This is a genomic window from Streptomyces sp. NPDC002795 (assembly GCF_042888725.1).
Lineage (GTDB): Bacteria > Actinomycetota > Actinomycetes > Streptomycetales > Streptomycetaceae > Streptomyces.
Map to the genome: position 1 here is coordinate 104,093 of NZ_JBIAQB010000013.1, position 12,476 is coordinate 116,568.

The window sequence follows — 12,476 nt, forward strand, 5'->3', positions numbered from 1 at the left end:
CCATCCTGGCACGGTCCGTCCAGGCCGGCGGGTGGCTGTCGGGGAGGCCTGTCAGACCGTCGTCTTCTCGCTCGGCGCCGCGTCGGGTGCCTCGTCCTCGGGGGCCTCGGCCGTGCGCACCACCACCTTGCGCAGGTTCGCCACGGAGAGGAGCGCGGCCGCCAGCAGCACCACCGCCCCGGCGATCGCCGATGCCTGCATGCCGTCGGTGAACGCCTCCCGCACGGCGGCCGTCAGGGCCCGGCCCGCCTCGCCCGGCAGCTCCCCGGCGACCGCGAGGGCGCCACCCAGCGTTTCGTGGGCCGCGGCCGGGGCGTCGGCGGGGACGCCGTGGCGGTAGACGGCCGTGCCGATGGAGCCCAGGACGGCCATGCCGAGGGCGCCGCCGAACTCGGCTCCCGTCTCCAACAGGGAAGCGGCGGAGCCGGAGTTGGCGGCCGGGACCGTGCCGAGCGCCAGGTCCATCATCTGGGACATCACGGTCACGATTCCGGAGGCGAGGACACCCGCGCCGGCCAGGACCAGCCACAGCGAGTCGGTGCCGGCCAGGGCAAGGAGCGCGTATCCGCAGGCCGCGACGGTGAAACCGCCGGCGACGACATGCGCGCGGTGCACACCCTTCGCGACGAGCTGCGCGGAGACGGGCGCCGCCACACCGACCAGGACGGTGGGAAGCAGCGACCAGAGGGCGGCCGACATGGAGCTCTTGCCGAGCACGGACTGGAGGTACTGCGTGGTGAAGTACGCCGAGCCCATCATGCCGAAGGAGGCGACGAGGTTCAGGACGACTCCGGAGCCGAATCCCCGGCCGCGGAACAGGGCGGGGGAGACCAGCGGCGACTTCGTGGTGCGCTGGCGGTGCACGAACAGGGCGGCGAACAGCAGTCCCACGGTGATCGAGACGACGTACCGCACGTTCCAGCCCTCGGACGGGATCTCCTTGATGCCGTAGATGACGGGCAGTACGGCGGCCATCGACAGCGGCACGCTGAGCAGGTCGAAGCGGCCGGGCTCCGGGTTCCTCGACTCCGGGAGCAGGACCGGGCCGAGGGCCAGGAGCAGCGCCATCGCGGGCAGGTTGACCAGGAAGACCGAGCCCCACCAGAAGTGCTCGACGAGGACGCCGCTCATCACCGATCCGAGGGCGATGCCGCCGGTCATGACGCCGGACCACATGCCGATCGCCTTCGCGCGCTGGCCGGGGTCGGTGAACATCGTGCGGACGATCCCCATGGTGGACGGCATGAGGGTCGCGCCGCCGACCCCGAGGAGCGCGCGGGCGGCGATGAGCGTCTCGGCGCTGTTCGCGTACGCGGCCAGGAGTGAGGCGGCGCCGAAGGCGGCGGCGCCGATGAGGAGCAGCTTGCGGCGCCCGATGCGGTCGCCGAGCGAGCCCATCGTCATCAGCAGGCCGGCGAGCACGAACGCGTAGATGTCGAAGATCCACAGCTGCTGGGTGCCGCTCGGCTCCAGGTCGGCGCTGATCTGGGGGATCGCGAAGTACAGGACGGAGACGTCCATGGAGACGAGGAGCAGCGGAAGCATCAGCACGCCGAGGGCGGTCCACTCGCGGCGCCCCGCGAGGGGTGCGGCGGGTGGGGTGGTGCTCGTCGGGTTCGTCATGCCAGGAACTGTACGAGCGTCTTAAACGCTTGTCTAGTACGAGCGTTTAAGACGCCCGTGTGACACGTACGTATAAGACGTCCGTCTGGATTCTGGCTAGGGTGGGCCCATGGGACATCGCGAGGATCTGCTCGAAGGCGCCAAGCGCTGCCTGCTGGAGAAGGGGTTCGTGCGCACGACGGCGCGCGACATCGTCAAGGAATCGGGGGCGAACCTGGCGTCGATCGGCTACCACTACGGGTCGAAGGACGCGCTGCTGGCGCAGGCCTATCTGGCCCTGGTCGAGGGGGCCTCGCAGGACTGGGGCGAGCCGGACGAGCTGGCGGGCGCGCCGGGCTCGATGGAGCGCTTCCGCGCCCTGATGGAGAACGTCATCGCCAGCCTCGGGAAGCCGGACTCCGTCTGGCACCTGAGCATCGAGTTGTTGACGCTGGGCGACAGGCTTCCGGCCCTGCGTGAGTATCTGGCGCAGGCCCAGTCGGAGGCGGGGCGCGGCTTCATCGGCATGATGATGGGGGAGGAGCCACCGGCCGACGACCCGAGCGTGCCCACGCTCGGATCATTCCTGTCCGTGGTGTTCCTGGGGCTCGTCGCCCAGCACACCTTCGACCGGGAGACCTCTCCGTCCGCGGATCAACTCACCGAGGGGCTGCGCAGGTTGACGCAACTCTCACAGCCGTGACGCCTTGAGGCCCATGTGGAGGAGCAGCCGGTCCTCGCCCTCGTCCAGGTCGAGCCCGGTGAGCTGCTCCACCCGCGACAGGCGGTAGTACAGCGTCTGGCGGTGGATGCCGAGGGCCGCGGCCGTGCGGCCCGCCTGGCCCGCGCAGTCGAGGAACACCTCGGCGGTGCGCGCCAGTTGATGGTGGGCGGGGGAGAGCAGGGGCGCGAGCGCGGGGTCGTGCGCGGCCTCCGCGGGGAGCGCGGTCAGCAGCCGGTACGGGCCGATCGACGACCACTGCGCGTCCGGGCCGAGGCGCGGGTCGGCCAGCGCCGCGCGTGCCGCGGCCGTCGCCTCCTGCCAGGCCGTGGCCAGTTCGGCGAGGTCGTCGCGCGCCGCGCCGACGCCCGCCGCCACCGGGGAGCCCGCGCGGGAGCGCAGCTTCGCCGCCGCCGTCAGCGCGGGCGCCAGAGCCTCGCGCGAACGCAGCCGCACCAGCAGGGCGAGACACTGCCCCGTCACCCCCCACGGCACCGTGCACACCGCGTCCGCCGCCGGGATCGTACGGACGGACGGAGCGTCGTCGGGGTCCGCCGAGGGCCACGGCGCGACGCAGACCACCGTGTGCAGCCCCGGCGCCCTGCTGCCGAGCGCCGTGCGCAGCGCCGCCACCGCCATGTCCCGCTGCCAGCCCCGCTCCGCCGTGAGCACGGAGTGGAACTCGCGGGTCAGGTCCGCGCCCGCCTGCGCCTCGTCGGCGAGCTGCGCGCCGATGCGGCCCGCCACCTCCATCGCCGCGTCGAGCTGCTCCTCCGTGGGCCCCGGATCGTCGTCGAGCAGCCATACGTAGCCGAGGACGAAGCCGTGATGGCGTACGGGCAGGCAGATACGGCCGCGGTAGACGCCGGCCTCCGGGGTCGCCGGGATCCGGACCGGATCCTTGGCGCTCGCGATGCCGAAGCCCTCGAACCAGGAGCGGACCGCCGAGGTCGAGCCGCGCGTCAGGATCGAGCGCGTGCGCACGGGGTCGAGCGCGGCCTCGTCGAACTCCGTGTCGCTGTCGGTGACCTGCGCTCCGAACGCGATGAGTCGGAAGTCCCGGTTCTCCAGGGTCGCCGGAGCGCCGAGCAGGGCCGAGATCTCGTCGACCAGTTCCTGGTAGTCGCCTTTCACCCCGCCATTCTCGCCTACCGCACGCCTCCCTTCATACAGATGTCTGAGGCGGCGGCCACAGATGCGTGACACCTGTCGATGGCACAGGATCGGAGGGATCCTTAGATTTCACGGTGGTTCCACGTGCCGTTCCCGCTTTGCGGTGATACGGCACCCGTCTCAACCAGTGCTCTGTGGAGGTGCCCCGTGCTGGCTCCCTTGATCCTCGCCGCGTCGCGCAGCGACAAGATGCGCGCTTTCGTGTCGGCGGCGCCGGGCACCAAGCAGGTCGTCGACCGCTTCATCGCCGGTGAGTCGGTCGACCAGGTCGTGCCGATCATCGAGGACGCCGCAGCCAAGGGCCTGGAGGTCACGCTCGACGTCGTCGGTGAGGACATCACCACCGTCGAGCAGTCGCAGGCCGCGCGGGACGCCTACCTGGAGCTCGTCGCGCGGCTCAAGGACCTGGGCCTCGGCGCGAAGGCCGAGATGTCCATCAAGCTCTCGATGTTCGGCCAGGCCCTGGAGGGCGGCCACGAGCTGGCCCTCGCCAACGTCCGCCCGGTCGTCATCGCCGCCGCCCAGATCGGCACCACGGTCACCCTCGACGCCGAGGACCACACCACCCTCGACTCGATGTTCGCCATCCACGAGGAGCTGCGGAAGGACTTCCCGCAGACCGGCTGCGTCATCCAGGCCTACCTGTTCCGCACCGAGGACGACGCCCGCCGCCTCGCCGCCGCCGGCAGCCGCGTGCGCATCGTGAAGGGCGCCTACAAGGAGCCCGCCGAGGTCGCGTTCCAGGACAAGGCCGAGATCGACAAGGCGTACGTGCGGATCATGCGCATCCTCATGGAGGGCGCCGGGTACCCGATGATCGGCTCCCACGACCCGCGGCTCGTCTCCATCGCGCAGGAGCTCGCCCGGCAGGCCGGACGCAAGCTGGACGAGTACGAGTTCCAGATGCTGTACGGGATCCGCAGCGACGAGCAGCTGCGGCTCGCCGCGGAGGGCCACCGGATGCGTGTCTACACCGCGTACGGCACCGACTGGTACGGATACTTCATGCGCCGCCTCGCGGAGAAGCCGGCCAACCTCCTCTTCTTCGCCCGCTCGGTCCTCACCAAGGGCTGACCCCTCCCGCTTGCTCAACCGATAACTCCCCGACCCCCCGAAGGAGATACGGACCCATGACCCTCGACGCCGTGACCCAGGTCCCCGCCCCGGTCAACGAGCCGGTGCACGGCTACGCCCCCGGTTCCCCGGAGCGCGCCCGCCTGGAGATCAAGCTCAAGGAGCTGGCCGAGAACCCGATCGAGCTGCCCTGCACCATCGGCGGCGTACGTCGCCTGGGTGGCGGCGAGCGCTTCGACGTCGTGCAGCCGCACAACCACAAGGCCGTCATCGGTACGTACGCCAACGCCACCGAGCAGGACGCCCAGGACGCGGTCGACGCCGCCCTGGCCGCCGCCCCCGCCTGGCGCGCGACGTCCTTCGACGACCGCGCCGCGATCATCCTGCGCGCCGCCGAGCTGCTGTCCACGAAGTGGCGCGAGACGCTGGCCGCCTCGACGATGCTCGGCCAGTCGAAGACCGCGCAGCAGGCCGAGATCGACACTCCCTGTGAGCTCATCGACTTCTGGCGCTTCAACGTCCACTACGCCCGCAACCTGCTCGCCGAGCAGCCGCCGGCGAACTCCACCGGCGTGTGGAACCGCATGGACCACCGCCCGCTGGAGGGCTTCGTCTACGCGATCACGCCGTTCAACTTCACGGCCATCGCGGGCAACCTGCCGACCGCCCCCGCCCTCATGGGCAACGTCGTCGTGTGGAAGCCGTCCCCGACGCAGACCCACGCCGCCGTGCTGCTGCTCCAGCTCCTGGAGGAGGCCGGTCTTCCCAATGGCGTCATCAACCTGGTGACCGGTGACGGCCTGGCCGTCTCCGAGGTCGCGCTCAACCACCGTGACCTGGCCGGTATCCACTTCACCGGCTCGACCAAGACCTTCCAGCACCTGTGGAAGACGGTCGGCAACAACATCGACAAGTACCGCACCTACCCGCGTCTCGTCGGCGAGACCGGCGGCAAGGACTTCGTCGTCGCCCACCCGAGCGCTGACCGCGCCGTCCTCAAGACGGCCCTGACCCGCGGCTCCTTCGAGTTCCAGGGCCAGAAGTGCTCGGCGTCCTCGCGCGCGTACATCCCCGCCTCGATCTGGAACTCCGGTTTCAAGGAGGAGTTCGCGGCCGAGGTCGACGGCATCAAGATGGGTGACGTCACCGACCTGACGAACTTCATCGGCGCCGTCATCGACGAGCGTTCCTTCGCCAAGAACAAGGCCGCGATCGACCGGGCCAAGGACGACGCCTCCTGCACGATCGTCGCGGGCGGCACGTACGACGACTCCGTCGGCTACTTCGTGCGCCCGACCGTCGTCGAGTGCTCGGACCCGGCCAGCGAGGTGTTCTCCACCGAGTACTTCGGCCCGTTCCTCGCCGTCCACGTCTACGAGGACGACCAGTACGACGCCATGCTGGAGCAGATGGAGTCGGCCTCGGACTACGCGCTGACCGGCTCGGTCATCGCCAACGACCGTGCCGCCGCGGCCCACACGATGGAGAAGCTCCGCTACGCCGCGGGCAACTTCTACATCAACGACAAGTCGACCGGTGCGGTCGTCGGGCAGCAGCCGTTCGGTGGCGGGCGGGCGTCCGGTACGTGTGACAAGGCCGGTGCGCCGCAGAACCTTCAGCGGTGGACGTTGACGCGGGCCATCAAGGAGACGATGGTGCCGCCGACGGACTACGTGTACCCGCACATGGGCTGATCGCCCCTGCAGCGTGTGTCGCCCCCGGTCGAGGTTCCGCCTCGGCCGGGGGCGACGTCGCGTGGTCCGGTCCTACGGCTCGGGGCTCCGCCCCGGACCCCGCGGGCTCTCGTCCAAAAGCGGGGCTTGATTTGTCGGCGCTACGATCCCGTGCCGCCGCCCATCTCCCACCCACCCGCCCCCTCCGGGGGCGTCGGCCTCGCGGGGTGCCGGGCGCCGCAACCGCCTTGGGCGATCTGCCGCCTTGGGCGGCGGGGTGGGCAAGGCGGCCCACGGTTCTGGTCAGGGGGCCGTCAGGACGATTTTGCCCTGCGTGCGGCCGGACGCTCCCAGTTCGTGGGCCTTGGCCGCCTCCTCCAGGGGGAGGGTCGCTGAGACGTGGGGGCGGAGGCGGCCCGCTGCCAGGAGGGATGCGACCTTGCGGAGGGTGGTGCCGGAGGGCTGGACCGAGATGGGGGCGAAGCGGACGCCGCGGGCCTCGGCGTCCTCCTGGGTGACGCCGGGGTCCCAGAGCAGCGCCGAGGCCAGCAGGCCGCCGGGGCGCAGGGTGACGAGGGTGCGAGGGCCGTAGTCCCCGCCGATCAGGTCGAAGGCCACGTCCACGTCGCGCAGGGAGTGGGCGAAGTCCGTGGTCGTGTAGTCGATGGGCTCGTCGACGCCGAGTTCGCGCAGGAAGTCGTGCTTGTCGGCGCGCGCGGTGGCGATCACGTACGCGCCCTCGGCCTTGGCGATCTGCACCGCCACGTGCCCGACGCCGCCGGCCGCCGCGTGGATCAGCACCCGGCGCCCTGGACCGATCTGCCCGTTGTCGACGAGCGCGAGCCACGAGGTGAGCGCCGCCGCGGGCACCGCCGCCGCGTGGACGTGGTCGACGTTGCCCGGCTTCGGCGCCAGGTGCTCGGTGCGGATCAGGACGTACTCGGCGTAGCCGCCGCCCCGGATCATGGCGAACACCTCGTCGCCCGGCCGGAATTCGGTGACGTCCTGGCCCGCCGACTCGACGACGCCCGAGACGTCCCAGCCGAGCGTGAACGGCGGGTCGCCGAAGAGCGGCGCGTCGCCGGAGCGCGCCAGCCGGTCCACCGGGTTCACCCCCACGGCCCGGACCCGGACCAGTACCTCGCCCGCCCGTGGCTCGGGCCGCTCCACCTCCACCACTTCGAGCACCTCGGGTCCGCCGAGCCGGCGCTGACTGATGACGCGCATGGTGGGACTCCTCCCCAGGGCCCGCCGGGCCACCGCGGCCCGGCCGGTAAGGGCCCATCGTGGTGCGTGGGCGGCGGCCACGCCATGGCCCGGTCCGGCCGCGCGACCGGACTCGGCCACCGCTGTGACCACTGTGGCCGGAGGTGCTGGTGGGGCCTGAGACGTGGGTCCCGTCTCAGATAGTAGGAAGCCCGAGTAATTGTGGAGACAGAAGCAGAGACCTGTCCTAGCTTTGTAGAAGCCGAACGACTCGCCCGATCCGGCGAATGGCGGCCGCGAGCCGGAGCACCTGGCAGGCAACCCCTGCAGCTCCTGCTTCCCGCCCTTCCGGCGCCTCGAAATCCCCTTGCGCACATGACGCGTGAGGATTCCCACGGATTCTCAAGGAGTCGATCCCTCATGGCCACAGCGACGCCCGTCCGCCGCCGAGTCCGTCACGTCTCCCCGTCGAGCGAAGCCGACCGCCAGGCCGCCAGGACCGCGGCCGCCGCCCTCCAGCGCTCGCTGGACCGCAGGGACAACGGCGGCGAGACCGGTCACTGAGACCTACGCGCCTCTTCGTACCTCGAAGTGGTCGATGCGCTCGCCGGTCTCGGCGAGTGCCGACACCTTCATCCGGCCCTTCGCCACCTCCACCGCGAGGAACGAGAAGCCGGTGTACCGCACCCGGGACCACTCCACGGTGTCCGGGTCGGGCAGGCGTGACTTCGTCCAGTGGAAGGTGACGATCGACTCGCGATCGTGCACGTTGCCTTCGTAGCTGTCCTTCACGCCCGGCCCGAAGCCATACAGGTCCTTGCCGGCGCCGCCCGCGGTGACGTACACGATGCCGTCGCGCGTCGGATCGGTCGACGCGCCGACCGGCACCGGCTTGCCGACCTCCCCGTTCCCCGTGCCCCGGATCGCGTCCGTGCGCTCGTAGACGTGGTTGTGCCCGTTGATCACCAGGTCCACCTGGTGCTTGGCGAACAGCGGCACCCACGCGTCGCGCACCCCGCCGTCCGAGGCGTGCGTCGACGTCGAGTACGTGCAGTGGTGGAAGAAGACGACCACGAACTCGATGTCGTCCCGCGCCCGCAGCTCACCGAGCCGCTTGTCGAGCCAGGCGGTCTGCTTCCCGTCCGTGTAGCCCTTGTTGGCGGGGATCTCGTACGAGACGTCGTTCGCGTCGAGCGCGATCACGCCGACACTGCCGTACGTGAAGGAGTAGACGCCGGGCGCGCTCGATGGGTCAGGGCCGTTGTCGGGCAGTGACCAGCGGGCGCTCTGCCCTCCGTAGCCGTTGGGGGAGTACCAGGCCTCCATGTCGTGGTTCCCGGTCGTCACCATCCACGGCACCGACTTCGCGACCGTCTCCGTCTGCGCGAGGAACTGGTCCCACACGCGCGCGTCGTACGTGTCCGACTCCTTGCCCTGGCCGCTGCTGTCGGCGTAGCAGATGTCGCCCGCGTGGAGGTGGAAGGACGGGTTCTGGCCGAGGATCACCTGGTCGTTGGCGAGCGCGTCGTAGCTGACGCCCTGGTCGCCGAAGGCCGTGAAGACGAACGACTCCGGGGCGGCAGGCGCCGTACGGAAGGTGCCGAGCGTGCCCAGGCGCTCCGCGTCGGCCGGGTCGAAGCCGTCGTGGCCGACGCCGTAGTAGTACGTCGTGCCGGGCTGGAGGTTGTCGAGCGCGGCGTGGAGGTAGAGCTGCTCGACCTCCGGGAGCTTCTTCGACAGGGACGGGGTGTGCAGGGCGCGCGCCTCCGCCGGGATCTTCCGGCTCAGTTCCCAGGGCTTCGACCCCACCCGCAGATACGGGTTCTTGACCGCGAACGGCACCTGCCACGAGATCCGCATCTGCGTCTTCGGGTCGGCGCCGAAGGCGAGGTGCCGGCCGAAGGGGGCCACGAGGGAGCCGTCCACCTGCGCGGCGGATCGCGTCGGAAGGAGCGGCGCCGCGTACGCGCCCGTCGCCGAGCCGCCGCCGAGCAGCGCGGCCCCGCCCACCGAGGCCGCGGCCCCCGTCAGGGCACGGCGCCTGCTGAACCTCCTCCGCAGGTACTCGTGTTGCTCGGGCATGCTCAGGCGCCGGGCGAGCTGTTCGCGGATGCCGACATTGGGGGTGTCAGGAGCGGTGGTCATGGAAGGGAACTTCCCAGTAACTTCCAACTACCGCCATACATACGGGTGAACAAAAAGCGGCGATCGCGCGGACGTCCACATCATGGACAGCGCGTGTCATCCCATGGGACGAGGAGTACGGTGCTGGCATGTCTCGCAGCATCAATCTCGCAGTGATCCCCGGTGACGGTATCGGCCAGGAGGTCGTGGCCCAGGGTCTCAAGGTCCTCTCCGCCGTTCTTCCGCAGGATGTGAAGCTGGAGACCGAGGAGTACGACTTCGGCGCCAAGCGGTACCACGCGTCCGGTGAGACCCTCACCGACGCCGACCTCGACTCGCTCAAGAAGCACGACGCCATCCTGCTCGGCGCCATCGGCGACCCGTCGGTGCCGTCCGGCGTCCTGGAGCGCGGCTTCCTGCTCAAGCTCCGCTTCGCGTTCGACCACCACGTCAACCTGCGCCCGTCGAAGCTCCTTCCGGGCGTCTCGACCCCGCTCGCGGGTGAGCCGGACATCGACTTCGTCGTCGTCCGCGAGGGCACCGAGGGCCCGTACACGGGCAACGGCGGCACGATCCGCAAGGGCACGCCGCACGAGGTGGCCACCGAGGTCTCCGTCAACACCGCCTTCGGTGTGGAGCGCGTGGTCCGTGACGCCTTCGCCCGCGCCCAGGCCCGCCCCCGCAAGAAGCTCACGCTGGTCCACAAGAACAACGTGCTGACCTTCGCGGGCCACCTGTGGACGAACATCTTCAACAAGGTGGCGGAGGAGTTCCCCGACGTCACCACCGACTACATCCACGTCGACGCGGCGACGATCTACCTCGTCACCGACCCGGCGCGGTTCGACGTGATCGTCACCGACAACCTCTTCGGCGACATCATCACCGACCTCGCCGCGGCCGTCTCCGGCGGCATCGGCGTCGCGGCCTCCGGGAACATCAACCCGAGCCGCGAGTTCCCGTCCATGTTCGAGCCCGTGCACGGCTCGGCCCCGGACATCGCGGGCCAGGGCAAGGCCGACCCGAGCGCCACGATCCTCTCGGTCGCCCTCCTCCTGCGCCACCTCGGCTACGAGGCCGAAGCGGCCCGCATCGAGAGCGCGGTCTCCGCGGACCTCGGCGAGCGCGGCGACGCCGTGCGCTCCACCGACGAGATCGGTGACGCCCTCGTCGCCCGAGTAGTAGCCGGCTGACCCGGCGCTCACCATCACGACAGCAGCCGCCGGGTCGCACACCGCGCCCGGCGGCTGTTCCTGTGCGGCCCCTGGGTGCGACCATCAACCCATGGGCCGCCGTTTCACGCACCCGTACCCACCAGGTCCGTTTCGAGCACACCCTGTCCCGCGCGATAATCGAACGTGGGGCCGCGATGTACGGCGAAACTCGGACTTTCCTCGTACCGGGAGTGCAGGCGTGAACGCGGTCCGTCACAACCAACGGTGAAGGACACGCAACCATGACGACGCCCACGATCGAGCTCAAGCCCACCGCCACCCCGCTGTCCGCCGCACAGCGCGAGGAGATCCTGGCCAGTCCGGGATTCGGCCGCCACTTCACCGATCACATGGTGACGGTCAAGTGGACCGAGGGGCGGGGCTGGCACGACGGGCAGCTGGTGCCCTACGGACCGCTCTCCCTCGACCCGGCCACGAACGTCCTGCACTACGCGCAGGAGATCTTCGAGGGCCTCAAGGCCTACCGCCGCCCCGACGGTTCGGTCGCCACCTTCCGCCCCGACATGAACGCCAAGCGCTTCCAGCACTCCGCCTGGCGCCTCGGCATGCCCGAGCTGCCGGTCGAGACCTTTGTCGAGGCCTGTGACCTGCTCGTCCAGCAGGACAAGGACTGGGTGCCCGCGCACGGTGGCGAGGAGTCCCTCTACCTGCGCCCGTTCATGATCGCGACCGAGGTCGGGCTGGGCGTGAAGCCCGCCAACGAGTACCTCTTCATCGTCATCGCCTCGCCCGCCGGCGCGTACTTCCCCGGCGGCGTGAAGCCCGTCTCCATCTGGCTCTCCGAGGACCGCGTGCGCGCCGTCCCCGGCGGCGTCGGCGACGCCAAGACCGGCGGCAACTACGCGGCGTCCCTGCTCGCGCAGGCCGAGGCCGCCGCGAAGGGCTGCGACCAGGTCGCCTACCTCGACGCCGTCGAGCACAAGTGGGTCGAGGAACTGGGCGGCATGAACCTGTACTTCGTGTACGGAAACAAGATCGTCACGCCCACCCTCACCGGTTCGCTGCTCGCCGGCGTCACCCGTGACTCGCTCCTCCAGGTCGCCCGCGACCTGGGCTACGAGTCGGAGGAGCGCCGCGTCTCCATCGACGAGTGGCAGGCCGCCACCGAGTCCGGCGAGCTGACCGAGGTCTTCGCGTGCGGCACCGCCGCCGTCATCACGCCGGTCGGCACGGTCAAGCGCGCGGGCGCCGAGTGGCAGCAGTCGGGCGGCGAGGCCGGCGAGGTCACGATGAAGCTGCGCAACGCGCTCCTGGACATCCAGCGCGGCAAGGCCGAGGACAAGCACGGCTGGATGCACGAGCTGGGCTAGTCCGGCTTACGCCTGAGCAGTTCGGCCCCCGTCCCGCGCCCGCGGAACGGGGGCCGACGCGTGTCCGGGGGCAGGTCAGTCGCCGCCGGACCCGCTCGACCGGCTGCCCGAGCCCTTCTTCGAGGCCTGTCCCAGCGCGCCGAGAACGATGAGCAGGACCTGCCCGCAGCGCAGGAGCCCGGCGGCGGTGTACTTCGCCGCGCGGATCGCCCTCGTCCGGGCGGGAGATCTCGTGGTCTCTGTCATGGGCCGGAACTTCCCACTTCTCCGGGCTCCAGTCATTGGAACCGCGATCTATACGCTCACTTCAGTACGGCAGGGGTCGGTGTGCAACTGAGCCGCTGGCGTTTAGAGTGGC

Annotated in this window: 11 protein-coding genes; 6 read left to right on the forward strand and 5 right to left on the reverse strand. The window is 70.4% G+C overall.

The genetic code is table 11. The features are described 5' to 3' along the window. Positions 1–51: 51 nt before the first annotated feature. Positions 52–1,623: an MFS transporter gene (locus ACFYWS_RS33110; protein WP_389282586.1), complete on the reverse strand. Its 1,572-nt coding sequence runs from the start codon at positions 1,621–1,623 to the stop codon at positions 52–54. A gap of 109 nt (positions 1,624–1,732) precedes the next feature. On the opposite strand from ACFYWS_RS33110, the gene ACFYWS_RS33115 reads away from it, so the two are divergent. Further along, positions 1,733–2,305 (forward strand): TetR/AcrR family transcriptional regulator, encoded by a 573-nt coding sequence (locus ACFYWS_RS33115; protein ID WP_389282588.1) that lies wholly within the window; start codon positions 1,733–1,735, stop codon positions 2,303–2,305. Here ACFYWS_RS33115 and ACFYWS_RS33120 read toward each other — a convergent pair. Beyond that, positions 2,294–3,457: a PucR family transcriptional regulator gene (locus ACFYWS_RS33120; RefSeq protein WP_389282590.1), complete on the reverse strand. Its 1,164-nt coding sequence runs from the start codon at positions 3,455–3,457 to the stop codon at positions 2,294–2,296. The genes ACFYWS_RS33115 and ACFYWS_RS33120 overlap by 12 nt on opposite strands. Positions 3,458–3,643: 186 nt before the next feature. Here ACFYWS_RS33120 and ACFYWS_RS33125 point away from each other — a divergent pair, with 186 nt between their 5' ends. Together ACFYWS_RS33125 and pruA are read left to right on the forward strand one after the other, a co-directional pair. After that, on the forward strand, positions 3,644–4,570 hold the full coding sequence (locus ACFYWS_RS33125; protein WP_389282591.1) for a proline dehydrogenase family protein: 927 nt from the start codon (positions 3,644–3,646) through the stop codon (positions 4,568–4,570). 56 nt (positions 4,571–4,626) lie between these two features. Then, complete coding sequence (gene pruA, locus ACFYWS_RS33130) at positions 4,627–6,264, forward strand: L-glutamate gamma-semialdehyde dehydrogenase (protein WP_389282592.1); 1,638 nt, start codon at positions 4,627–4,629, stop codon at positions 6,262–6,264. A 282-nt stretch (positions 6,265–6,546) separates the two neighbouring features. Here pruA and ACFYWS_RS33135 read toward each other — a convergent pair whose 3' ends face one another. Further along, a complete protein-coding gene (locus ACFYWS_RS33135) occupies positions 6,547–7,470 on the reverse strand; it encodes an NADP-dependent oxidoreductase (RefSeq protein ID WP_389282593.1) in 924 nt (307 codons plus the stop codon). Between the two features lie 399 nt (positions 7,471–7,869). Between ACFYWS_RS33135 and ACFYWS_RS33140 the strand changes: the two genes are divergently transcribed. Then, entirely contained in the window at positions 7,870–8,013 is a 144-nt protein-coding gene (locus ACFYWS_RS33140) for a hypothetical protein (RefSeq protein WP_389282594.1), read from the forward strand. Positions 8,014–8,016: 3 nt separating this feature from the next. Here ACFYWS_RS33140 and ACFYWS_RS33145 read toward each other — a convergent pair whose 3' ends face one another. After that, positions 8,017–9,594: a purple acid phosphatase family protein gene (locus tag ACFYWS_RS33145; protein WP_389282595.1), complete on the reverse strand. Its 1,578-nt coding sequence runs from the start codon at positions 9,592–9,594 to the stop codon at positions 8,017–8,019. Positions 9,595–9,722: 128 nt separating this feature from the next. Between ACFYWS_RS33145 and ACFYWS_RS33150 the strand changes: the two genes are divergently transcribed. Next, positions 9,723–10,766, forward strand: a complete 1,044-nt coding sequence (locus ACFYWS_RS33150) for a 3-isopropylmalate dehydrogenase (RefSeq protein WP_389282597.1) — start codon at positions 9,723–9,725, stop codon at positions 10,764–10,766. Positions 10,767–11,029: 263 nt separating this feature from the next. Continuing rightward, positions 11,030–12,118 (forward strand): branched-chain amino acid aminotransferase, encoded by a 1,089-nt coding sequence (locus ACFYWS_RS33155; protein WP_389282598.1) that lies wholly within the window; start codon positions 11,030–11,032, stop codon positions 12,116–12,118. 75 nt (positions 12,119–12,193) lie between these two features. Here ACFYWS_RS33155 and ACFYWS_RS33160 read toward each other — a convergent pair whose 3' ends face one another. Further along, positions 12,194–12,364: a hypothetical protein gene (locus ACFYWS_RS33160; RefSeq protein ID WP_389282600.1), complete on the reverse strand. Its 171-nt coding sequence runs from the start codon at positions 12,362–12,364 to the stop codon at positions 12,194–12,196. Positions 12,365–12,476 lie beyond the last annotated feature (112 nt).

What these genes read in the sequence shown, in the direction of transcription:
- ACFYWS_RS33155 (WP_389282598.1), top strand. Translation starts at nt 11,030, where the DNA reads ATGACGACGCCCACGATCGAGCTCAAGCCCACCGCCACCCCGCTGTCC.
- pruA (WP_389282592.1), top strand. Translation starts at nt 4,627, where the DNA reads ATGACCCTCGACGCCGTGACCCAGGTCCCCGCCCCGGTCAACGAGCCG.
- ACFYWS_RS33150 (WP_389282597.1), top strand. Translation starts at nt 9,723, where the DNA reads ATGTCTCGCAGCATCAATCTCGCAGTGATCCCCGGTGACGGTATCGGC.
- ACFYWS_RS33115 (WP_389282588.1), top strand. Translation starts at nt 1,733, where the DNA reads ATGGGACATCGCGAGGATCTGCTCGAAGGCGCCAAGCGCTGCCTGCTG.
- ACFYWS_RS33160 (WP_389282600.1), bottom strand. Translation starts at nt 12,364, where the DNA reads ATGACAGAGACCACGAGATCTCCCGCCCGGACGAGGGCGATCCGCGCG.
- ACFYWS_RS33140 (WP_389282594.1), top strand. Translation starts at nt 7,870, where the DNA reads ATGGCCACAGCGACGCCCGTCCGCCGCCGAGTCCGTCACGTCTCCCCG.
- ACFYWS_RS33145 (WP_389282595.1), bottom strand. Translation starts at nt 9,594, where the DNA reads ATGACCACCGCTCCTGACACCCCCAATGTCGGCATCCGCGAACAGCTC.
- ACFYWS_RS33135 (WP_389282593.1), bottom strand. Translation starts at nt 7,470, where the DNA reads ATGCGCGTCATCAGTCAGCGCCGGCTCGGCGGACCCGAGGTGCTCGAA.
- ACFYWS_RS33110 (WP_389282586.1), bottom strand. Translation starts at nt 1,623, where the DNA reads ATGACGAACCCGACGAGCACCACCCCACCCGCCGCACCCCTCGCGGGG.